This is a genomic window from Collinsella sp. AF11-11 (assembly GCF_003465485.1).
In the GTDB taxonomy this organism is placed as follows: domain Bacteria; phylum Actinomycetota; class Coriobacteriia; order Coriobacteriales; family Coriobacteriaceae; genus Collinsella.
Genome location: NZ_QSAS01000004.1, coordinates 42,945 through 64,297, shown reverse-complemented (window position 1 = coordinate 64,297; position 21,353 = coordinate 42,945). Strand labels below are relative to the sequence as shown.

Below are 21,353 nucleotides of genomic sequence, written 5' to 3'. Positions count from 1 at the left end.
TATCGGATAAAGGCGTTATTAGCGTCGGTGAACGAACGTCTTTCAATTACGGTTGCGTCCTGATTGCTCATGAACGAATTGAGATTGGTAGAGGCTGCCTATTTGGTCCAAACGTCCATGTGTATGACTTCGACCACGGTATGTCGCAGGATGGGATCATGTATCGGGACCAGCCGACTACGACAGCGCCCGTGCATATTGGCGACAACGTCTGGCTTGGCGCGAATGTCGTGGTGCTTAAAGGTGTAGCCATTGGCGATAATGCGGTCATCGCTGCGAATAGCGTTGTTTCTAAAGATGTACCCGCGAATATGCTATTTCACGAAAAACGGGATCTAGTTTACAGAGAGCTTCGATAGGTTGCTGGATTGGCTTTCAATTCACGATGTACGCTGATCCGATAAAGCAGTATTGATAATGGCTTAATTGGATTAAAGCGTGCTTGCATTAGGGGTATCGGCTTGGGTCGATACCCCTTTTTAACCGGTTTGAAACCGCATCACTGGTAACGTCAAGTTTTTTGGAAATTGACAACCACATGACGGAGCACGGTCCGCGCTCTGTCATGTGGTCTCTGGCGGCTAAGCAGCGAATCACAGACGAATGGGATACGTGCCGAATTTGCGAACATCGTAACGGTCGACGAGGAACTGCTGTGCAAGGAAATGAAGACTCCTCCGAGGAAGACCATCGAGGAGGCGCCCAGCGCGCTGCTCGATGAGGAAGCTAATGGGGGATGGTGCTGTCGGTTGCGCTGGTCGCGCTGACGGGGGCGGCGTTGTTGTCTCTTTTGACATCTACTGCGGAATCACTTGAGTCGGTGGTGTTTGAGCTTGTGGTCCCTTCGGCCTTGTCAGTATCGCTTATTGCTGTCTTAGTTTGTGCCTGTTGCGCGGCTGTTGCTTGAGGCCGCATGGCTTCTGCGATGACCGCCATGGGTATTGGTGCGCTTGCCATGGACATGCGCGCGATTGCACATGGTGGGCGATGGGGGGCGTAGCGGAGCCTCTCTGGGAGCAGGCGATAGGGTCCAAAAGAAGCACCGGGCTAGCATGCCGCGCATATTTTGTTGGGGTTTTCGGAAACACCAGTAAACATCAGCGAGCTTTCTGTGTTAGCGATGGAATAATTTAGCCAAATATAGTCGGCCGAGATTGACCAATCCCGGCCGACCCATTTTAGCCAGCACGCCCGCATCTATGACTTTCCTATCGCATTCCTACATCCCCTCGGGCTGGATCCCCCTCACCTTCACCGCATGGGGGACGGCATCCACCGAGCAGGTGTCGAGCCCCTGCCGCGGTTCAGCTGCTGCTCGACGTCATCTCGACCTTCGACTCGGCAGATAGATAGTCTTTGTTTCCAGCGGTCTTCCGGTCTATTTGATTCATCGCATACGCAACAATCCCATTCTGAATTCCCGAGATGCTCGGCGGGAAAGACTGATTATCGGCATCAATGGAAAATCTTTCTTCCCTGGTATCCAGTTGCTGCTGAATGCGGTCGGCATACTTCTCGGCCTATTCATCGGCCTTGCCGTTTCGCACAAAGTAATTGTTGGATAGGTCGGTTGAGCGGTAGGCGTAGTCGCCCTTTTGGTAGTTTGCCGTGTGGTCGGAGTGGGCGATTGCCATGAGCTCGTCGGTCAGGCCAAAGTACAGATGGCGCTGGTCCAGGTCCCCGTACCAGTTGTCGCTGGTGTCGTCCCAGGTTAGGTCCATCTGGCACCATTTGCCGTCGATCTTTACGGCGTTTCAGGTGTGGCCGTTGCCGGTGATGCGGCCGTTGGCGATGCCCGCGGCGTCAAGGAGCTTGGAGTAGATGCACTGGTAGCTCTCGCAGGTGCCCTGGTGGCGCGTGAGGCCGCTTTCGGCCGAGCACCAGTTGAGGCTGTGGTCGTACTCCAGCTGGTCGAGCGTCCAGTCGTGGAGCCACAGCGCCATGTCGTATTCCGAGCCGTTTGTCTGTTGCCTGCACAGGTCCACGGCGTCGTTGACGATCTTCGTGACGCTCGGGCGGGCGGCGTCGTTTACGGTCACCTCCGCCGTGGTGCGCAGGTAGTAGATCCCCTTGTCGTTTTGGGGGTCGTTTCTGTCGTTGTCCATAAAGTAGAAGTAGATGCGGTACGTGCCCGACGCCGTGAAGTCAAAGGTAAAGTCGTGGCCCGCGGTGCCCAGGCTGTAGTAGCTGGCCCATGCCGGGCGCGACGGGTCGCAGACGCTTTCCTGGCTGCCGCCGTCCCAATAGGTGGGCACGTCCATGCGCGCCTTGGCCTGGGACGAGCCGTTGGCCTGGGTTACGTGGAAGGTCGTCGCGGTGCCCGCGGGGGCGTCGTTCCAGGAGACGGTGAAGGTGACGCCGTTTTGGGTTGCGGTGGCGGAGTGGGCGTAGGTGGTTTGCGACGTGGCGGAGATTGCGGCGGGCGTGGGGGTGGCTTGGGTGCGGAGGGATGGGGCGGGGGTTGTGGTGGCCGTGTCGGTTGCGGCGGCGGTGCCGGGCGTGGCGGTGTCTGTGGCGTCGGCGCTTTCCGTGTTGGCTGCGCTGGTGCCGGTGGATGTTGCGGTGCTGTCTTCTGCGGTATCTGCTGTCGCGCTTGTGTTGGTGACGTATTCGGCCTTGCCTGTGTCGCTGCTCGTGGCGTCGGCTTGCGCCTGCTGCTCGGCTGTTGCCCGAGGCTGTATGGCCTCCGCGATGGCTGCCATAGGCATCGTCGCGCCGACCATGGACGTGCACGCGATCGCGCAGAGCAGGTAGTAAAGGGGTCGTTTCATAGCGGAGCCTCTCGGTGAGCAGCCAATAGGGTCCGAAGGCAGCTCCAGGCCAGCACTCCGCACATATTTAGTTGGGGATTATTTTACGGGAACCCCAGTCAACATCAGCGAACTTTCTGGGGGATGTTGGGGAGGGGGAGCGGTCCCGCTTTGGTCCCCGGCGGCGCTCTGACCTGTACTGGGTTGACTATACGCGATGCGGGAGCTTCAACATGAGGCCGTCTTCCGCTTCTTCGAGACTCGCCACTGAGGCCTTTCAGGAAAAGTCAGCGAGGCTGCTGCCTAGTTTATTGCGGCTTACGACCGGGCAATAAGCGGGCGTCTCAACATGTTGGTCAAGCAAAATCTTTTGTTAATTTCGAACAGGTATTCGATGTGGATGACTTTGTACCGGGCGAAAGCGATTGAGTCTAATTATGTTTTCATGCAGGTCAAGGGCGCTGTCTACAAGGGGATGAGCTGACTCGTAATTTCGCGTGAATAAGTTCCGCATTATTTTAGCTGCGTTTACCTGTTAAAACACAACATCTTGTGCTCATCATCAAAAAAGAAAACAGGATATGGAACTGGCGAAGGGCTACAATTGAAACAACGAGAAGCGTCGTTTCCCCATTACAACCTAATTGTTCGGAAGGAGTCGGATGGAATAGTTGTCAAAATCGAGGCCATATTGATGGTCCATTAAATTTTTTTAGGGGCGTGTGCGCTTATTGGTCAACAGCAGTATGCGCCCCCGTTTGTTCAAATCATTTCCAAATAGCTCTTCTTCAAGAACCTGACACTTGCGTGGCGGGGTTGGTTAGTTTGTAAAAAATGCGAAGGATGGCTTTTGGATTCTTGGAGGTGCGTAATTATTGGCCAATAACTATCTAGATGATTTGCTTGGAAAAATCTCTGCTTACGATCTGTTCAATGTGCTCTTACCGGGTGCACTCGTAACATATTCCGTCAGTCAGATGCCGTTGGGCAGTTGTATCGACTGCTCTAACTGGCTGGCACTATTTGTGATGAGTTATGTTCTCGGTCTTATTGCGTCGCGGATTGGCTCTCTTTGCATTGAACCTTTGGTCCGCAAACTACAACCGACCGGAAAGCGGGACTATTCTGCCTTTGCATATGCTCAGAAACGCGATCCAAAGGTCGAGCAGCTCTTAATGATTTCAAATATGTATCGCAGCCTGGCGGGGGCCGGTGTCCTGCTCGTAATTATTCTGCTTGCATCATTGTTGCCGGAATCTCATCGGCTTCCAGCGGCGCTGTGCTCTTTTATCGCCTTATTTGTTGCCTCCTGGATCAAGCAGGAACGGTATGTAGAAAAACGAATCAACTTCAATCTTGAGGAGTGTGATAACCATGAGCGAGATTAAGTCTCTATCCGTTGATAACGGCGACATGTTTTATATCAATCACAATACTGATAACTTCAGCATGATTGACTGTAATATTACCGATGAGCGTAAGTCGGAAATCCTTGATGAGGTCAAAAACCTTGCAGGGAAAAAGGGCGTCGTTCGTTTTATCAGTACGCATCCGGACCAAGATCATATTCAGGGTATTGAGTATCTTGATGAGCTCGGGCTTATTAAGAATTTCTATTACGTTGACAATAATGTCTCCAAGTCCACGGAGACTGAGAGTTTCAAAAAGTATAAAGATCTGAAGGAGTCGTCGTGCGCTTACAAAATATACAAGGGGTGTAAGCGCAAATGGATGAACGTTTCTGATGGTGAGCGCGGTTCTGCTGGGATTAGCGTCCTCTGGCCCGATGTGAATAATGAGACCTTTCGGGATGCTTTGCGGGATGCCGAAAGCTCTGATAAACCCAATAATATTAGTCCTGCGATTGTCTACTCTCTTGATGAAGGGATCCGTGCGCTTTGGCTTGGTGACATGGAGAATGACTACATGGAGGCGATCGAAGATGACATTGCGCTTTCGCCTGTGGACATTCTTTTTGCGCCGCATCATGGACGGAAGTCCGGTCGCGTCCCTAAGACATGGCTGGATAAGTTGGAGCCTCGGTTGATTGTTGTAGGAGAAGCCCCGTCAGACGAGCTTGATTATTACTCGAATTGCAACACTTTGACACAGAACAGCGCTGGCGATATTTTGTTCTGTTGCGAGGCCGGTAAGACTCACGTTTACGTTGGATCTCCTTCTTACAGCGTCAATTTCTTGGGTGAAGACCCTAATGCTCCGCGAGTGAAGGGTGCGCTGCATTATTTGGGCTCTTTTGATTGCGGTGACCGTTAGTCCTGCTGTCGTCTCGTTCATTCGTGGCCTGCCCACGCTTTTACCCGACAGGCCTAGATGTGTCCTTTCATCTCATTGAGATGGTGTAGGATATTGTCCTGTGATACAAAAGCTCTACGGGAGCTTTAAGGGTGACGCTTTCGACAAGAGAGTGTTGCCCTTTTTTCATGAGTGTAATGATGTGTATTTAGGCGTTTTGTTAATAGGGTTACGCGGGATGCCCTGGAATGCCTCGGCGGTTGAGCTTAGATTTGAGGCACCGTAAAAGACGTTACCGTGCGGGGAATGTTATGTGCTGTCAACGATGTCGCTCTCTCGCACCGTGAACATGCGGAAAACGGCAAGAGCCAGCTGGCGTAGATACCCGTCCCGTACGCTAAAGACGCTTCCAATGAATCACCCTGCTCGCCGGGTAGATCATGGTGGGTCAACGGTCCTGCTGTGTGCGCTTCGTTTTTTGTCCGCGCCAGTGCTTACACTTTTGAAAAAACGGCACGAGGGCTTCTGTCACATATCTCATGCTGTAGACACATCGGCAAGTTCAGAGTTGAAGGCGAGGTGATTATGAAAGGTAGAAATCAGCACATTACGAAGCGTTCGGATGGCAATTGGCAGGTTAAGGGCGAAGGGGCATGTCGCGCTTCTTTCGTTACGACAACGCAGAGCGAGGCAATAAAGCTCGGTCGACGCATCTGCTCCAATCAAGAGTCGGAGTTGATCATCCATCGTCGTGACGGCAGAATCCGCGCAAGGGATTCCCATGGCCACGACCCCTTCCCACCGAGGGGATAAGGGGTCGGCTCCATGCCGACAACGGCCCGTTATATCGCGTCCGTTGTCGCTAAATGACTTCTTCATTGTGGCGAAATACGAGCTTGGGGCTATTTTACCTGAATTGGTTGTTTGGTCTCTTCAAAGGGTTGATTTGGGGGATTCGTGGTATTGGATTGACGGACCCCGAGTTCTCCCTTAAAGTAATCGTTGTGATGAGGCCTTGCGACGGTACGTCCGGCTTGGTCCGTGGGAACCGCCGAAAGGCGGTTTTCGCGTTTAAGGGGTCCTAATGGATAAACCATTTAAATCTATTGATGAGCAGATTGCTATTCTTGAAAGCCGTGGACTCGAATGCGATAACAATACTCGTTTAGTGTTGGAACGCGAGGGATACTATCCGGTTGTTAACGGCTACAAGGATTTGTTTCTTGACCAGCGCGGAGATTCTTGCCACGAGCTATTCGTAAAAGGTACGAAGTTTTCTGATATATATCGTTTATTCGAATTTGACCGTTCATTGCGTCTGCTCATGTTTGAATACTTTAACAAGGCGGAAGCAGTGCTTAAAACCGTCTGTTCTTATCGTTTCGCAATGGCCCATAAAGATAGCCCGGAGGCATACCTGGATAGAAGATCCTACCGTGCCGATGCTGGTTATCGAAAAAAGATCGACATGCTTATTGGTGATTTCGAGAAGGTGCTGTGTAGGTCTCAAAAATGGAAAAGCGATTATAAAAGGGACTACATTCGGCATTATGAGAATAATCACGACAATACGCCGGTATGGATTCTTATGAATTATTTGATGCTTGGTCAGGCATTCAAGTTCTATGAGTTTCAGCCAGAAAGCATGAGAAATTCCATTGCCAAGTCGTTTTCTGATCTTTATTCCGAGACGCATGAAGTCGATAAGCGCATCAGCCCGCGTAGGCTAAGACTTGCATACGATCACATTAAAGATTTTCGAAATATCTGTGCGCATGACGAACGTCTATTCTGCGCCAGGGTGTCTCCGTCTCACGATGTCAATCTAGTAGGGGTTTTAAGCGATCTTGAGCTAGTGCTGACTGAGGATGACTATAAGATGTTACGACGAAATATACTGCTTGATGCACTTAAGTTGAGCGACGAGCTCAGCAACGATGCCAGCGCAAAGGTGCTTTTCGCTATGGGTGTTAACGATTTATCGAGTGTGTTTCCTAGGGAAATATTGGGGTCGTAATCGACGCGAGCGATGAATTTACTCTACAAGTTGGATGCGCATGAGATTGCGCAGAGCGGGCGGGACGTTGCCCATTGGTGGCGTCCCGCCCGCGCTTCGTTGGCTATACGTGATGCGGCAGCTCCAGCATGAGGCCGTCTCGCGCTTCTTCGAGACTCGCCTGGCCTGCCTATGCGTTTTGCTAGGCGGGCCTTCTTATGCCGCGGGTGTGGATAGCCTTACCATTGTGGGGCAGACCTTCGACGAGCCGGGTGTCTCGGGCCCCGGCTGGGTGGCGCGCACGTTGTTGCTGCTGGCGACGGATCGGTCGATGATTGTCGCTTCTTTGGTGTGTACGCCTCCGATGGCCAGTTTGCCATGGACGCCTCCTGGGTGTACGCGACCGGCGCCATAGCCGATGTTGTCTGCGAGAGTGGCTCACTTACGTCCGCGCAGTTTGTGACGCCGGCGGGCGGGGCCTTTGGTACCGCCTGCGTGATGGACGCCAGCGGGGCCGTAGCGCTGCGTGTGGTAATTGAACCCGCGGGCGCCCTGCCGCCGGCGGGGAAGACCCAGCCCGGTACCGATGAACCTGCCGGTGGCAATCCCGCGGGGGATACAAAGCCCGGAAGCGAAGGAAAGCATAGCGACGAGAACAAGCCCAGCGAAGATTCCGCCCCCACGCCTGATTCGTCGCCCAAGTCGGACGCCAGGCCCGCGTCCGCGTCCATCAAGACGCCTGCGACCAAGACCACCAAAAAGACCAAGCCCACAACAACGCAAGCCGCCGCGCTCCCTAAGACCGGCCACGGCGACTGGGCGGTTGCGTGCCTTGCCTTCGTCTTCCTAGGTATGTTATTGGTCACCATAAAAGTTCGGGCTCTTCGCTGGGGGCCTTATGTGCCAATGTAGTTTCTACTGCCTCTTTCCCGCATTTCTCTGAGTCAATAATGCAGATTGCTTGAACTCGGCTTGGGGCTTGCCATGTATTTGAATTTGGCTAAACTTAACCTATAAGTTAACCACATTTGGTTTTATCTGAGGCGGAGGGGGTGGCCTTTGGTTAGTGACTATGGACTTGTCGAATATGCTGATCCCGAGGGACGACCTTTTTGGGAACTAACCACCTCCCCTGAGAACTCTCAATTTCGGAAGATGATGTCTGATCCTAAAACGAAGTTTACCGCCCGTAAAATGATCAATCAGATTTCAAAAGTCTATGACTACGGGCTAAAGGATGTCAGTGGAACGTCAAAGCTTCGATGTATCGAGCCTAAGATTGGACTATACGAACTCAAGGGTTTTGATGGGGTTAATCGAGAAATGGTCTACGCGATTTGCCAAGGCGTGGACAAGATTGTTTTGCTTTTTTGGTTTAAGGGCCATCAAGGCTCGGGAAATATTTCCAAAGAAATTAAACGCGCAAAACAGTTGGCCCCGATAGCAAAGCAGCTTTTGGAGTCATAGCGTCGGCTTTTTTGCCCGCTTACGAAACGGAGACTTGTAATGGTTAAGGTCGATTTATCAGACTTTTACGCGGAAACGGAAACGAGCGAAACCCGTGCCTATGAGCACGCACTAGATATTGAGTTTATTGTTCATCGCGAGATGCAGCGCTCGGGCTTGAGTAAAAGTGAGCTGGCAAAGCGTATGGGCGTGAGTCTTCAGTCGCTTTCGAAATTGTTGAATTCTCAGCCCAACATGACGCTGAAAACAATCGCAAAGTTTGAGCTTGCGTTGGGTATCAAAATCATTCCTCAGGTCATTTCCAGTTATTCGAATGAGGCGCCGTTTTCTTCGTCTAATAACTCTGTCCGAGAACAATGGTCTTCATTTAACAGCGACTGCTCGGCGAAACGATTGAACTTTGAGATGATTCCGGGAGGTTTGGCTGCATGAGCAAGGATTTCATTGCGCCTATTCAGGTTGTTCATTTGTTTGTTGTCGACTCAACTTTTCATATCGAGAATGAGCCCTCCCAGAATATGGATTTAAAAGTTGACGTTAGCTATCAGGACGTCCATCTATTGAGGAACAAGGCGGGCGAGCGTGCAGACTTAAAGCTGTATGTGTGTGGCAGTCTGATTGATAGGGACGATGCAAAGAAAAAAATGCGCGCTGATGTGACGGTTGCTATTTCGGTGTCAACAAAAATGCCGTTCGACATTTCAGACGATGAAGCGCGCCGTTATCTTCTCTCTAATGCGATTTCCATGGCGTATGGTCACGCTAAGAGCTATCTGATGGTCGTTACTGGACTTTCGCCCATGGGGGCTTTGACGCTGCCGGCAATTCTTCCTTCGGAATTGGCAGCGGACAGCGATGCATCTTTCCAAAGTGAGTAAGTTGTTCTCGAGTTGGATTTTGCCTGCCGCTGTGTGCAAATGTAACGGGGTGCCGAATCGGTAGTCTGACTGATTCGGCATTTATATTTCGAAGTTTCTAGTTGAAGCCCTGCGATGCCCGTGCTGCGACAGCTAAATTGACCGTGACGTCCCGTCTTGCGACACGCATGTAGCTCCGCACGGGTATCATGGTGAAAGCGATTTCAACGACAGGGGTGCTCGTGGTAAAGATGAAAGATGTGGCCGAGCTGGCGGGCGTTTCGAGCGCCGCCGTCTCGCGCTACCTCAATGGTGGGTATATCTCGGCGGACAAGGCCGAGCGCATTAAGCAGGCGATTGAGCTGACCGGATACGTGCGATCCAGCCAGGCTCGCGCGCTGCGAACCGGTTCCACCAAGCTCATCGGCGTCATCGTGCCTAAGATTAATTCCGAGTCGGTGAGCCGCATTACGGCGGGCATCGGGCAGGTGCTTGGCCGCCGCGGCTACCAGATGCTTCTTGCCAATACCGATAACGTCCCCGATCGCGAGCTCGAATACCTCGATTTATTCCAAAACCATCCGGTCGATGGCATTGTGCTGGTGGCAACTATGATTACCGGCGAGCATCGCCGGGCGATTGAGTCGTGCCGTGTGCCCATTGTGTTGATCGGCCAACATGTCGAGGGCGCGGCGTGCGTCTATCACGACGATTACGAGGCCGCTTTCGAGCTGGGTCAGGCACTCGCGAAGCGTGCTGAGGGCAAGATCGCCTACATCGGAGTTGCCGAGGAAGACCGTGCCGCCGGTTATGACCGTCGTCGTGGTTTTGAGGCCGGCTTGCGCGCCGCGGGCGTGGCACTTGATTCGAGCCTGATTTGCCAGGGGTCCTTTACGCTCGACTCGGGCTATCGCGCTGCACGCGAACTGCTCTCCGTCGATCCCGATGTTTCGCTTATCGCGTGCGCGACCGATACTATGGCGGCCGGCGCCCTGCGCGCTCTTGACGAGGTTCGCGGCATGGGCGAGGGTGTGCGTCGCGTGAGCGGTTTTGGCGACAACGCATTTTTGCGCGCGCTGACGGGCGGCATTCCCACCGTGCATTACGGCTACCTGACCAGTGGCGTCGAGGCGACTAATATGTTGCTCAATACGCTCGATGGCGTGGAGGGGGAGAGCGGTTTAAAGACGCTCAAGCTCGGCCATCAGCTGATGAATGTCTAGGCTTACGTGATCTACCGCGCGCTCAACATTTAGGCGTTCAGTCGCCTATCGGCGCTATACTGCAGCCGTTGCCCACGATGCGGGGAACACCCGCATCGTGGGTTTTTGTTTTGAAGGGACGGTACCGCATGGGCGTACAGCAGCTAGAAGAGGCCTGGGCTTTGAGGACCGGCGCGCGTGAAGCGCGGTTGCTCGCGGCCTCGCATGTGCCAGCAGCGTTGTCGCAATTGGGGATTGTGCGCCCCGGTGACCGCCTGGTTGCGTTTGCCGATGCGTTTGCCTGCGGCTTTGATGGCTGCGATGTTACGCTGGTGGGGGAGCCCGCGGCTGCTGCGTTTGCTGGCGCGTCCGAGGGCTTTGATGCTTCGTTTGATGTCGAGGGGCCGCACCTGTGGTGGTTCGTCAACTCCATCGGCGGGTTTGGTCTGCGTGTAGCCGATCTGCGCGCCCTGGGACGCGCGGCTCGTGAGGCCCGCGCGCTGCTGGTTGTGGACAACACCGTGGCGTCGGCATTTGGCTGCGATCCACTGCGGCTGGGCGCTGCGCTGTCGCTCGAGGCGCTCGACCGTGTGTGCTCCGGTAAGGCTCCGCGCAAGCTCGTTGCCGCTTCGGTGGCGCGCTCGCAGCTGAAGTGTCATCGTGTGGATGCTGCTGCCGAGTGCGCGCACGCGTTGCTCGAAGGGTGTGGATTGGCCGCGCTCGACTTGTCCTCCGTTGAGTCCGAGGTTCTAGAGCACGGGCTCGAAACGCTCGACACCCGCATGCAGGCGCACTTCGACCGCGCCCGTGCGCTGGCCGAGTATCTTGCTGCCAACGAGATGGTGCGTAACGTGCGCTATCCCGGGCTGACCTCGCATTCCGACCATGCCATCGCGACCGGCATCCTGGAGCATGGTTTTGGCCCGGCAGTAGAGTTTGACCTGATGGACTACACCGCGGGCGAATTCTTCAGCATGCTGCCGGACGAATTCCGCGCATCACCCGCCGGCGGCTCAACAACGCGCCTTTCGGCCCCACGCGGCAAGCAGGGGAGCACTATCCGCCTCTTCGCCGGCACTGATGATCCCCTGGTAGTGGCTGCCACCCTAGACACCGCCCTCCGCAAGTTAGCTACTCTTTGATGCTGGCGATGAGGTCGTTTGCTTTAGTGGCGATGACCTGGTTGATGTCGGCCTGCAGCTCCTCGTAGACCGCTATGGCGCGCTCGCCGGCGGGGGTGAGGGTGGATCCGCGGGCGCCGTCGCGCTCGATGAGCTTGCAGCCTAGCTGCCCCTCGGCCTCGTTCACGATGCGCCAGGCCTTGGAATACGCCATGCCCATGCTCTTGGCGGCGCGGTTGAGCGAGTGCTCCCGGGCGATGCCCTGCAGCAGCAAGACACAACCGTGGCCGAACACGCCCGGCAGATCTTTGTCGCACGCTTGAATGACCAACTTTGCCGTCGTCTTGTACTCCATGTGCTCCACGTCTTCCCGCTAAAGTGTTTGCTGGGCAAACGCAAAGCCTGCGTCAAACCCTCGTGTGCTCTTTCTAAACCATGCATTGTAGCAGTCAAAGTGCGTTAAGATACTTCCCCAGTATTGGGCGCCCAAGGTTGGGCTGGGTCCTACGAGGCCTGCAGCCGACCGGTCGCATGGAAAAAGGAGAAACATGGCTACGTTCTTTCCCGGTGAGTCCCACACGTTTTCGGAGTATCTGCTGGTCCCTGGCTACTCGTCCTCGCAGTGCATCCCCAACAACGTCTCTCTCAAGACGCCGCTAACCCGCTTTAAGCGCGGTGAGAAGCCGGCAATCACCCTGAACATCCCCATGGTTTCCGCCATCATGCAATCCGTCTCGGGCGTCGACATGGGTGTCGCGCTCGCTACCGAGGGTGGCCTGTCCTTCATTTACGGTTCCCAGAGCGCCGAGTCCGAGGCCGCTATGGTCAAGGCCGTCAAGGATCACAAGGCCGGCTTCGTTCAGTCCGATTCCACGCTGACCCCCGACATGACCATGGAGCAGGTCATTGAGCTCAAGGAGAAGACCGGTCACTCCACTATGCCGGTCACCGACGACGGCACCCCCAAGGGCAAGCTCCTGGGCATCGTCACCAGCCGCGATTATCGCCCCAGCCGCGATGACCATCAGAAGAAGGTCTCCGAGTTCATGACCCCGCGTGAGCAGCTCATCGTGGGCGACAAGAACATCAGCCTCAAGGTTGCCAACGACGTCATTTGGGACAACAAGCTCAACGCCCTGCCGATCGTCGACGACAACGATCACCTTATGGGCATCGTCTTCCGCAAGGACTACGACAGCCACAAGACCAACCCCAACGAGCTGCTCGATAACGACAAGCGCTACATGGTCGGCGCCGGTATCAACACCCGCGACTATGCCGAGCGCGTGCCGCTGCTCATCGAGGCCGGCGCGGATGTCCTGTGCATCGACTCTTCCGAGGGCTTCAGCGAGTGGCAGAAGCGCACCATCGAGTGGATCCGCGCCAACTACGGCGAGGACGTCAAGGTCGGTGCCGGCAACGTCGTCGACGCCGAGGGCTTCCGCTTCCTGGCCGACTGCGGTGCCGACTTCATCAAGGTCGGTATCGGCGGCGGTTCTATCTGCATCACCCGCGAGACCAAGGGCATCGGCCGTGGCCAGGCCACCGCGCTGATCGATGTCTGCCGCGCCCGTGACGAGTACTACGAGGAGACCGGTGTCTACGTGCCCGTGTGCTCCGACGGCGGCATCGTCTACGACTACCACATGACGCTCGCCCTTGCCATGGGTGCCGACTTTATGATGCTGGGCCGCTACTTCGCCCGCTTCGACGAGAGCCCGACCGAGCGCGTCAACGTCAACGGTCAGTACATGAAGGAGTACTGGGGCGAGGGTTCTGCGCGTGCCCGCAACTGGCAGCGCTACGACCTGGGCGGCGCCGCGAAGCTCAGCTTCGTCGAGGGCGTCGACTCCTACGTTCCCTACGCCGGCTCCCTCAAGGACGGCGTGGGCGGCACGCTCTACAAGGTCAAGTCCACGATGTGCAACTGCGGTGCCCTCTCGATCCCCGAGCTCCAGGAAAAGGCACGCCTGACCCTGGTCTCCTCGACCTCGATCGTCGAAGGCGGAGCTCACGACGTCGTAGTCAAGGACTCCCAACAGAGCGTAACGTATCGATAAGATAAGACCTGCACATAAAGGTTGAGCCTCAACCACGTTATTTAGATAAAGCGAGATGCCTGCAAGTCGCAGGCATCTCGCTTGTCGTATTTGCTATCATCATGCGAGTTAACCTTAGGGTCGGGCGGCTTGACTTTGTTCGCTACAAGTTCCGCACGCAAAGAAGAGCACTTAATGTGCTCTTCGTCTTGCGCAGGACTGTCCGCAGTAGCGAATCAAGCTAAGCCGATCGACCCCAGCTAAGATTAAAGGAGCTGATATGTGCGATTGCACAGATCATAAGGACGAGATCCCTGCCTATGACGCACAGGCCATTGAGTCCAAGTGGATGAAGGCCTGGGAGGACTCCAACCTCTTTGCCGTCGACACCGACGCCAGCAAGCCCAAGAAGTACGTGCTCGAGATGTTCCCGTATCCGTCGGGCGACCTGCACATGGGCCACGCGCGCAACTACACCATCGGCGATGCCATGGCCCGTCAGGCCCGCATGCGCGGCTTTGACGTGCTGCACCCCATCGGCTTTGACGCCTTTGGCCTGCCCGCCGAGAACGCTGCCATCAAGCACAATACGCAGGCTGCCGCCTGGACGTATAAGAACATGGACCAGGCGCTCGCCACGATGAGGCGCATGGGCTTCTCCTACGACCTGGATCGCACCGTTAAGACCTGCAGCCCCGACTACTATCGCTGGGGTCAGTGGATCTTTGAGAAGATGTGGGAAAAGGGCCTGGTCTATCGTAAGAAGAATCCGGTTAACTGGTGCCCCACCTGCAAGACCGTTTTGGCTAACGAGCAGGTGACCGAGGGCAAGTGCTGGCGCTGCGGCACCGAGCCCGAGAAGCGCGATCTCGAGCAGTGGTACTACAAGATTACCGAGTACTCCCAGGAGCTGCTCGACGACCTGGAGAAGCTCCCTGGCTGGCCCGAGCGCGTCAAGCAGATGCAGGCCAACTGGATCGGCCGCTCCGAGGGTGCCGAGGTCGACTTTACCCTGTGCGACGCCGATGGCGAGCCCATCGAGGGCGACGAGGGCAAGATCACCGTCTTCACCACGCGCGCCGACACGCTCTTTGGCGTCTCCTTCTTTGTCCTGGCTCCCGAGTACGCCCGTCTGCACGAGCTCGTCGAGGGCACGGAGTACGAGGCGGCCGTCACCAAGATCGTTGAGGACTCTAAGCACATTTCTGCCGTCGAGCGTGCCCAGGGCACTCTCGAGAAGCACGGTGCCTTTACCGGCCGCTACGTGGTGAACCCCGTTAACGGCGAAAAGGTCCCCGTGTGGGTTGCCGACTACGTCGTGGCCGACTACGGCACCGGAGCCGTCATGGCCGTTCCCTGCGGCGACCAGCGCGACTTTGAGTTTGCCCGCAAGTATGATCTGCCGATCGTGCCGATCATCTTGGACGACGATGATCGCGCTGCCGTCGAGGCCAGCGGCGAGACCATCGATACCTTCCATGCCGAGACTGTCGACTGGGAATGCGCCCACGCTGCCGAGGGCACGCTGGTCCAGTCGGGCAAGTACACCGGCATGCGCGGCGGTAAGCACTCCGAGGGCGAGGCTGCGATCGTGGCCGACCTCGAGGCCATGGGCTGCGGTCGTCGCAAGGTCGAGTTCCGCCTGCGCGACTGGCTCATCAGCCGCCAGCGTTATTGGGGCAACCCCATCCCGGCCATTCACTGCGAGCACTGCGGTATTGTGCCCGTGCCCGAGGATCAGCTGCCGGTGACGCTGCCCGAGAACCTGGACCTGGGCGCCGGCGAGACGCTTGCCGAGTGCAAGGACTTCTACGAGACCACCTGCCCGGTCTGCGGCCGCCCGGCCAAGCGCGAGACCGATACCATGGACACCTTTACCTGCTCCAGCTGGTATTACCTGCGCTATACCGACCCGCACAACACCGAGCTGCCCTTCTCCCGCGAAGCCGCCGACCGTTGGATGCCCGTCGATAACTACATCGGCGGCATCGAGCACGCCATTTTGCACCTGCTCTACAGCCGCTTCTTTACCAAGGCGCTGCGCGACCTGGGCCTGCTGAGTGTGGACGAGCCCTTCACCAACCTGCTGTGCCAGGGCATGGTTAAGGACGAGAACGGCGACACCATGTCCAAGTCCAAGGGCAACGTCGTGCCCCCGAGCTCGGTCATCGAGCCCTACGGCGCCGACACCATGCGTCTGGCGATCCTGTTTATCGCCCCGCCCGAGAAGGACTTCGACTGGGATCCCAAGGCCGTTGAGGGCGCCAACCGCTTCATTAAGCGCGCCTGGCGTATCGTTTGGCAGCTCGTCCAGTCCGGCGACGCCAACGTGGCCTTCGACAAGTCCGCGCTCGACGAGACCGCGATGAAGCTCTATCGCGAGCGTCACCGCACTATCGCCAAGTGCACCGAGGACTTTGACCGAGGCCAGTTCAACACCGCCATCTCGGCCGTCATGGAACTCGTCAATGCCGCGAGTGCTTACCTCAATGCTACTGAGGGCGCTTCCCGTGACAAGGCGATGTGCTACGGCGTGGCTAAGGATATCGTGAGCGTCCTTGCCCCCATCTGCCCGTTCTGGGCCGACGAGCTGTGGCATGAGGCGCTCGGCTGCGAGGGCAATGCCTACACCGCCGCCTGGCCCGAGTTCGACTTGGCCGAGTCCATCGAGGACACGGTGCAGATCGTCGTACAGGTGCTCGGCAAGGTCCGCGGCCGCATCGACGTCGCCCGCGACGCCTCCAACGAGGAGATGCAGGCTGCCGCTGAGGAAGCCGTCGCCAAGTGGACCGAGGGTAAGACGGTCGTCAAGGCCATCTGCGTGCCCGGCAAGCTGGTCAACCTGGTGGTCAAATAAGCTCTGCGCGTAAAGCTGACATGCAATAAACGAGGGGCGGTCCGGTTGGGTCGTCCCTCGTTTTGTTTTGTCTGCTCGCGGCGCCCGCGGTCAATTGTTCTATTCTTGTGGAGATGCTGTGGGCGCGCTGACCTGCGAGTTTCTGTTGTGCTTGCACGTTTTCGCAGGTATTGGTATAGTTTGCTTGCAAATGAAGTTGTAATTGAAAGAAGTGGGGTTTCGGCCCCGCTTCTTTTTTGTATGGATGGAGGTGCCGCAATGGTCAAGACCAAGACCGAGCAGGCGATCATCGACGCGCTCGAGGCCGTTGCTCCCCAGCACGATGTCGACATTGTCGACGTTGAGCTCGTGGGTGCCACCAAGGCCCCCTGCGTGCGCGTGCGTATCGAGGGTGCCGAGGGTCAGAGCCTGTCGCTCAATGACGTCACGGCCAACACCAAGTGGGTCGGCGATGTGATTGAGGAGCTCGACCCTATCTCTTCGAGCTATACGCTTGAGGTGTCGAGCCCGGGCATGGCGCGCCCGCTGCGCCGTCCGCGCGACTTTGCCCGCTTTGTGGGCGAGAACTGTGAGCTCACCTCCACCGCCTCCGAGGGCCGTCGCAAGTACGCCGGCAAGATTGCGGCTGCGACCGAGACCGACGTGACCCTCGAGCTCGAGGACGGCGAGTCCGTCACCCTCGATTTCTCTGATGTTAAAAAGTGCAAGTTGAAGCCCACCTACGACTTCAAGCCCGCGAAGGAAGGAAAGTAAGATGGCAGCATCCGACATGATGTCCGCCCTGATGGAGCTTTGCCAGGAGAAGCACATCGACCAGCTCTACCTGATCGACCGCCTGGAGCAGTCGCTCGCCAAGAGCTATGCCGAGATCCTGCATCTTGAGTGGGGCGCCAAGGTGACCATCGACCGCACCACCGGCAAGATCTACGTCTACCGCCTGGAGCCGATCGACGATTCCATGGACGAGGAGGGCAACTTCACCGAGTTCGAGGAGATCGACGTCACCCCCAAGAACACGAGCCGCATCGCCGCCCAGCACGCCAAGGCCGAGATCAATGCCATCGTGCGCAACTCCGCCCGCGAGCAGATCTACGAGGAGTTCTCCGGCCGCATCGGTGACCTCATCAGCGGCACCGTGCTGCAGTCCACGCCCGACTTCACGATCGTCAAGATTCGTGAGGGCGTCGAGGCCGAGCTGCCGCACTTCGATCAGCGCCGTTACGAGAACGAGCGCAACGAGCGCCCGATGGGTGAGCGCTACCTGCACAACCAGCATATCAAGGCCGTAATCATCGACGTTCGCGACCCCAACTCCAACCTGCAGCCGGTTCGTGGCGAGCACAGCCGTCCGCCGATTGTCATCTCCCGTACCCACCCCGAGCTCATGCGTCGTCTGTTTGAGCAGGAGGTGCCCGAGATCTATGAGGGCACCGTCCAGATCAAGTCGATCGCCCGCGAGCCCGGCCAGCGTTCCAAGGTCGCCGTCCACTCGCTCGACGACCGTCTGGATCCCGTGGGCGCCTGCGTCGGCCCCAAGGGCAGCCGTGTTCGCGCTGTCGTGGGCGAGCTCCGTGGCGAGCGCGTCGACGTCATCCTGTGGGATGCCGATCCTGCCGTCTACGTCGCCAACGCCCTGTCGCCCGCTAAGGTCACTCGCGTCCTCATTGACGAGGAGAAGGCCTACGCCGGCGTCATCGTCCCCGACGACCAGCTGTCCCTCGCCATCGGCAAGGAGGGCCAGAACGCCCGCCTCGCCGCGCGCCTGACCGGCTGGCACATCGACATCAAGTCCGAGACGCTTGCCGCCGACATCCTCAAGAACGTTCCCGTTCACGAGGAGCCCGCCGCCGACCTGATCGGTGACGAGGAGGACGAGGACGTCCGTCGCTGCGAGTACGTGTCCGAGGACGGCATCCAGTGCCGCAACCAGGCCCGTCCCGGCTCCCGTTTCTGCGGTGTCCACGACACCGACGCCTTCGATGATGCGGAGGACCTGATCTAGCGCGCGGTCGCGCCGGGCAGGTCCCAGCGCATACCCCACGCTCGTTCAGTCTCTAGGCACCCAAGGTGCCAGAAAGGGTAGGTGAAGTCATATGGCAAAAGTCCGTGTGTCCACCCTGGCCAAAGAGTTCGGCATGACCTCCAAGGAACTGATGGGTCATCTCGCCGAAATGAAGATTCCCGCTAAGTCCGCTTCCTCCACCTTGGAGGACGCCTATGTCGCCATGGTCCGCAAGCAGCTCGCCTCGGTGATCGAGGCCCGCGCTCAGGAAGTCGAGGCCGCCAAGCAGGCCGAGGAGCAGGCAGCTGCCGCCGAGGAGGCAGCACGTGCTGCCGAGGCAGAGCGCGAGCGCATCGCCGCCGAGAAGGCGCGCGAGGAGGAGCGCCGGCAGTTCGCCGCCGCCCAGGCTGCCGAGGAGGCCGCCCGCGCCGAGGCCGAGGCCAAGAAGAAGGCCGAGCAGGAGCGCCTTGCCCGCGAGAAGGAGGAGGCTGCCCGCGAGGCCCAGCGCCGCGCCGTTCCCGCTTCCGACTCCGGTTCGCGTTTCCGTTCGCTGCTTGACCAGATTGCCGCACAGGAGACCGTGCTCAAGGAGAAGAAGGACGCCGAGCAGAAGGCCAAGGCCGAGCGCGCTGCCGAGCGCGGCAACCGTCGTGGCGGCAACAACGACCGTCGCGGTGGCCGTCGTAACGATCGCAACGCCTCCGACAACAACTCCGAGCGCAACGCCTCCGAGAGCCGTCCCCACAGCCATCGCACCAATGCCAGCAACAACGTCGCTGCCGGTATGGACTTCCCCAACCCCGACAAGCAGGGCAAGGGCAAGAAGCGCAAGGGCGGTCACAACAACGAAGAGGACCACTACAGCCGCATGGCGCGCGAGGCCGAGGAGTACAGCCGCGAGAAGGTGCTCGAGGAGGCTCGTGCCGCCGTCGAGGAGGCCTCTCGCGAGTCCACCGGTCGCCGCAAAAAGCGCAAGGAGAAGCGCGAGCGCGAGGCTGCCAAGGCTCAGGAGGAGCGCAAGATAGAGGAGGCGCTGGCCCAGGGCGTGAACCCCGAGGACCTCGACGCCATCAAGGTCTCCCAGGGCGTTACCGTTCAGGAGCTCGCCGAGGCGCTCGACGTTCCGGCCAACGACATCATCAAGCGACTGTTCCTGCTGGGTACGCCGCTTACCATGACGCAGTCCATGTCCGACGACCTTGTCGAGCTCGTTGCCGACGACCTGGGCCGCCAGATCAAGATCATCACCCCCGAGGAGGAGAACACCTTCTCGTTCTACGACGATCCCGCCGACCTTAAGCCGCGCGCACCGGTCGTCACCGTCATGGGCCACGTCGACCACGGCAAGACGAGCCTCCTCGACGCCATCCGTCACACCGGCGTTGCTGCCGGCGAGGCGGGCGGCATTACGCAGGCCATCGGTGCTTCGCAGGTCATGATCAACGACCGCAAGATCACCTTCATCGATACCCCGGGCCATGCCACCTTTACGGCCATGCGTGCCCGTGGTGCCAAGGTGACCGACATCGTCATTCTGATCGTGGCTGCCGACGACGGCGTCATGCCCCAGACCGTCGAGTCGATCAACCACGCCAAGGCCGCCGGCGTACCCATCGTCGTTGCTGTCAACAAGATCGATAAGCCGGGCGCCAACCCCGACCGCGTGCGCCAGGAGCTCACCGAGTACGGTGTCATCCCCGAGGAGTGGGGCGGACAGAACATGTTTGTCAACATCTCGGCGAAGCAGAAGATCGGTATCGACGACCTGCTCGAGACCGTGCTGCTCCAGGCCGACGTGCTCGAGCTCAAGGCCAACCCGGACACCTTTGCCTCCGGCAACGTCCTCGAGGCCAAGCTCGACAAGGGCCGCGGCTCGGTCGCTACCGTGCTCGTGACCCGCGGTACCCTGCACGTGGGCGATACACTGGTCGCCGGCCTCACCTACGGCCGCGTCCGCGCCATGCTCGACCCCAAGGGCCGCGCTGTCACCGAGGCCGGTCCCTCCGACGCCGTCGAGATTTTGGGCCTGCAGTCCGTACCCAACGCCGGTGACGAGTTCCGCGTGTTCGAGGACGAGCGCGAGGCTCGTGCCCTTGCCGACGAGCGTTCGCTCAAGGCCCGTATCGAGGAGCAGAGCCGCGTCAAGCACGTCACGCTCGAGAACCTCTTCGAGACCATTGCCGACGCCGAGGTCAAGGAGCTCAACCTGATCATCAAGGCCGACGTCCAGGGTTCCATCGAGGCCCTTCAGGACTCGCTCGACAAGATGGATCAGTCCGAGGTTCGCATCAACACGATCCACTCCGCCGTTGGTGCCATCAACGAGACCGACGTCGTTCTGGCCGACGCCTCCAACGCCATCATCATCGGCTTTGGTGTCCGTCCCGACGGTAAGGCCCGCTCCGCTGCCGAGCGCGAGGGCGTCGAGATCCGTTGCTACGACGTCATCTACAAGTGCCTCGAGGAACTCGACGCTGCCCGTATCGGCATGCTTAAGCCCACCGAGGTCGAGGTCTCCACGGGTACCGCGACCGTCCTGGACACCTTCAAGGTGCCCAAAGTCGGTATCGCCGCCGGTGTCCGTGTCGAAGAGGGCGAGATCGCCGCGACCGATTCCGTGCGTCTGGTGCGCGACGGCATCGTGGTCTTCAACGGCAAGATCGCCTCGATGCGCCACTACAAGGACGAGGCCAAGAGCCTCAAGAGCGGTTCCGAGGGCGGCATTGGCCTGGAGAACTTCCAGGACATCAAGCCCGGCGACCAGATCGAGGGTTACCGCATCGACCAGGTTGCCCGTACCGAGTAGGGG

Annotated in this window: 18 protein-coding genes and 1 pseudogene; 16 read left to right on the top strand and 3 right to left on the bottom strand. The window is 58.0% G+C overall.

Going from position 1 to position 21,353, the window contains the following annotated elements; all coding sequences use genetic code 11:
- Nucleotides 1-197: 197 nt before the first annotated feature.
- Nucleotides 198-302: pseudogene (locus DWV58_RS10140) on the top strand (DapH/DapD/GlmU-related protein); the annotation flags it as partial.
- A 1,218-nt stretch (nucleotides 303-1,520) separates the two neighbouring features.
- Here the strand turns inward: DWV58_RS10140 and DWV58_RS04360 are convergent.
- Together DWV58_RS04360 and DWV58_RS04355 are read right to left on the bottom strand one after the other, a co-directional pair.
- Nucleotides 1,521-1,721 carry a hypothetical protein gene (locus tag DWV58_RS04360; RefSeq protein WP_117776311.1) on the bottom strand — a complete coding sequence of 67 codons (201 nt, stop codon included), beginning with the start codon at nucleotides 1,719-1,721 and terminating at the stop codon, nucleotides 1,521-1,523.
- A gap of 33 nt (nucleotides 1,722-1,754) precedes the next feature.
- Complete coding sequence (locus DWV58_RS04355; RefSeq protein ID WP_117776310.1) at nucleotides 1,755-2,771, bottom strand: hypothetical protein; 1,017 nt, start codon at nucleotides 2,769-2,771, stop codon at nucleotides 1,755-1,757.
- An 854-nt stretch (nucleotides 2,772-3,625) separates the two neighbouring features.
- Between DWV58_RS04355 and DWV58_RS04350 the strand changes: the two genes are divergently transcribed.
- From DWV58_RS04350 to DWV58_RS04305, 10 genes are all read left to right on the top strand, one after another.
- Nucleotides 3,626-4,138, top strand: coding sequence for a hypothetical protein (locus DWV58_RS04350; protein WP_117776309.1), 513 nt, complete (start codon nucleotides 3,626-3,628; stop codon nucleotides 4,136-4,138).
- Nucleotides 4,125-5,024, top strand: coding sequence for a hypothetical protein (locus DWV58_RS04345; RefSeq protein WP_199585986.1), 900 nt, complete (start codon nucleotides 4,125-4,127; stop codon nucleotides 5,022-5,024). Before DWV58_RS04350 ends, DWV58_RS04345 begins: the two co-directional genes overlap by 14 nt.
- Before the next feature lie 564 nt (nucleotides 5,025-5,588).
- Nucleotides 5,589-5,816, top strand: coding sequence for a DUF2188 domain-containing protein (locus DWV58_RS10135; RefSeq protein ID WP_117776308.1), 228 nt, complete (start codon nucleotides 5,589-5,591; stop codon nucleotides 5,814-5,816).
- Between the two features lie 271 nt (nucleotides 5,817-6,087).
- Entirely contained in the window at nucleotides 6,088-7,020 is a 933-nt protein-coding gene (locus DWV58_RS04335) for an Abi family protein (protein WP_117776307.1), read from the top strand.
- Nucleotides 7,021-7,377: 357 nt separating this feature from the next.
- On the top strand, nucleotides 7,378-7,911 hold the full coding sequence (locus tag DWV58_RS04330) for a hypothetical protein (RefSeq protein ID WP_118384690.1): 534 nt from the start codon (nucleotides 7,378-7,380) through the stop codon (nucleotides 7,909-7,911).
- 147 nt (nucleotides 7,912-8,058) lie between these two features.
- Entirely contained in the window at nucleotides 8,059-8,466 is a 408-nt protein-coding gene (locus tag DWV58_RS04325) for a hypothetical protein (protein WP_117776306.1), read from the top strand.
- A 39-nt stretch (nucleotides 8,467-8,505) separates the two neighbouring features.
- Entirely contained in the window at nucleotides 8,506-8,898 is a 393-nt protein-coding gene (locus tag DWV58_RS04320; RefSeq protein ID WP_055251172.1) for a helix-turn-helix transcriptional regulator, read from the top strand.
- The gene (locus tag DWV58_RS04315) at nucleotides 8,895-9,344 is read left to right on the top strand and encodes a hypothetical protein (protein WP_117776305.1); all 450 of its coding nucleotides are present in this window, start codon (nucleotides 8,895-8,897) and stop codon (nucleotides 9,342-9,344) included. The genes DWV58_RS04320 and DWV58_RS04315 overlap by 4 nt, the downstream gene beginning before the upstream one ends.
- Before the next feature lie 230 nt (nucleotides 9,345-9,574).
- Entirely contained in the window at nucleotides 9,575-10,546 is a 972-nt protein-coding gene (locus tag DWV58_RS04310) for a LacI family DNA-binding transcriptional regulator (protein ID WP_233540507.1), read from the top strand.
- A gap of 128 nt (nucleotides 10,547-10,674) precedes the next feature.
- Nucleotides 10,675-11,667 carry a PLP-dependent transferase gene (locus DWV58_RS04305; protein ID WP_158564517.1) on the top strand — a complete coding sequence of 331 codons (993 nt, stop codon included), beginning with the start codon at nucleotides 10,675-10,677 and terminating at the stop codon, nucleotides 11,665-11,667.
- On the opposite strand, the gene DWV58_RS04300 is transcribed toward DWV58_RS04305, so the two are convergent.
- Nucleotides 11,657-12,001 (bottom strand): winged helix-turn-helix domain-containing protein, encoded by a 345-nt coding sequence (locus tag DWV58_RS04300; RefSeq protein WP_117776303.1) that lies wholly within the window; start codon nucleotides 11,999-12,001, stop codon nucleotides 11,657-11,659. The genes DWV58_RS04305 and DWV58_RS04300 overlap by 11 nt on opposite strands.
- Nucleotides 12,002-12,194: 193 nt before the next feature.
- On the opposite strand from DWV58_RS04300, the gene DWV58_RS04295 reads away from it, so the two are divergent.
- The 5 genes from DWV58_RS04295 to infB all read left to right on the top strand — a co-directional run bounded on the left by DWV58_RS04295 (nucleotide 12,195) and on the right by infB (nucleotide 21,350).
- Nucleotides 12,195-13,706 carry an IMP dehydrogenase gene (locus tag DWV58_RS04295; RefSeq protein WP_117639292.1) on the top strand — a complete coding sequence of 504 codons (1,512 nt, stop codon included), beginning with the start codon at nucleotides 12,195-12,197 and terminating at the stop codon, nucleotides 13,704-13,706.
- Between the two features lie 259 nt (nucleotides 13,707-13,965).
- Nucleotides 13,966-16,542: a leucine--tRNA ligase gene (gene leuS / locus DWV58_RS04290; RefSeq protein ID WP_117776302.1), complete on the top strand. Its 2,577-nt coding sequence runs from the start codon at nucleotides 13,966-13,968 to the stop codon at nucleotides 16,540-16,542.
- A 258-nt stretch (nucleotides 16,543-16,800) separates the two neighbouring features.
- Nucleotides 16,801-17,295 (top strand): ribosome maturation factor RimP, encoded by a 495-nt coding sequence (gene rimP / locus DWV58_RS04285; protein WP_117639296.1) that lies wholly within the window; start codon nucleotides 16,801-16,803, stop codon nucleotides 17,293-17,295.
- Between the two features lies 1 nt (nucleotide 17,296).
- The gene (gene nusA / locus DWV58_RS04280) at nucleotides 17,297-18,544 is read left to right on the top strand and encodes a transcription termination factor NusA (protein ID WP_006234042.1); all 1,248 of its coding nucleotides are present in this window, start codon (nucleotides 17,297-17,299) and stop codon (nucleotides 18,542-18,544) included.
- A 91-nt stretch (nucleotides 18,545-18,635) separates the two neighbouring features.
- On the top strand, nucleotides 18,636-21,350 hold the full coding sequence (gene infB / locus DWV58_RS04275; RefSeq protein WP_117776301.1) for a translation initiation factor IF-2: 2,715 nt from the start codon (nucleotides 18,636-18,638) through the stop codon (nucleotides 21,348-21,350).
- Nucleotides 21,351-21,353: the final 3 nt, after the last annotated feature.

Bases quoted from the DNA above. Each gene is read 5' to 3' on its own strand.
- DWV58_RS04300 (WP_117776303.1), bottom strand. From the start codon at position 12,001: ATGGAGTACAAGACGACGGCAAAGTTGGTCATTCAAGCGTGCGACAAA.
- DWV58_RS04315 (WP_117776305.1), top strand. From the start codon at position 8,895: ATGAGCAAGGATTTCATTGCGCCTATTCAGGTTGTTCATTTGTTTGTT.
- infB (WP_117776301.1), top strand. From the start codon at position 18,636: ATGGCAAAAGTCCGTGTGTCCACCCTGGCCAAAGAGTTCGGCATGACC.
- leuS (WP_117776302.1), top strand. From the start codon at position 13,966: ATGTGCGATTGCACAGATCATAAGGACGAGATCCCTGCCTATGACGCA.
- rimP (WP_117639296.1), top strand. From the start codon at position 16,801: ATGGTCAAGACCAAGACCGAGCAGGCGATCATCGACGCGCTCGAGGCC.
- DWV58_RS04295 (WP_117639292.1), top strand. From the start codon at position 12,195: ATGGCTACGTTCTTTCCCGGTGAGTCCCACACGTTTTCGGAGTATCTG.
- DWV58_RS10135 (WP_117776308.1), top strand. From the start codon at position 5,589: ATGAAAGGTAGAAATCAGCACATTACGAAGCGTTCGGATGGCAATTGG.
- DWV58_RS04305 (WP_158564517.1), top strand. From the start codon at position 10,675: ATGGGCGTACAGCAGCTAGAAGAGGCCTGGGCTTTGAGGACCGGCGCG.
- DWV58_RS04335 (WP_117776307.1), top strand. From the start codon at position 6,088: ATGGATAAACCATTTAAATCTATTGATGAGCAGATTGCTATTCTTGAA.
- DWV58_RS04330 (WP_118384690.1), top strand. From the start codon at position 7,378: ATGGACGCCTCCTGGGTGTACGCGACCGGCGCCATAGCCGATGTTGTC.
- DWV58_RS04355 (WP_117776310.1), bottom strand. From the start codon at position 2,771: ATGAAACGACCCCTTTACTACCTGCTCTGCGCGATCGCGTGCACGTCC.
- nusA (WP_006234042.1), top strand. From the start codon at position 17,297: ATGGCAGCATCCGACATGATGTCCGCCCTGATGGAGCTTTGCCAGGAG.
- DWV58_RS04310 (WP_233540507.1), top strand. From the start codon at position 9,575: ATGAAAGATGTGGCCGAGCTGGCGGGCGTTTCGAGCGCCGCCGTCTCG.
- DWV58_RS04320 (WP_055251172.1), top strand. From the start codon at position 8,506: ATGGTTAAGGTCGATTTATCAGACTTTTACGCGGAAACGGAAACGAGC.
- DWV58_RS04345 (WP_199585986.1), top strand. From the start codon at position 4,125: ATGAGCGAGATTAAGTCTCTATCCGTTGATAACGGCGACATGTTTTAT.
- DWV58_RS04360 (WP_117776311.1), bottom strand. From the start codon at position 1,721: ATGGACCTAACCTGGGACGACACCAGCGACAACTGGTACGGGGACCTG.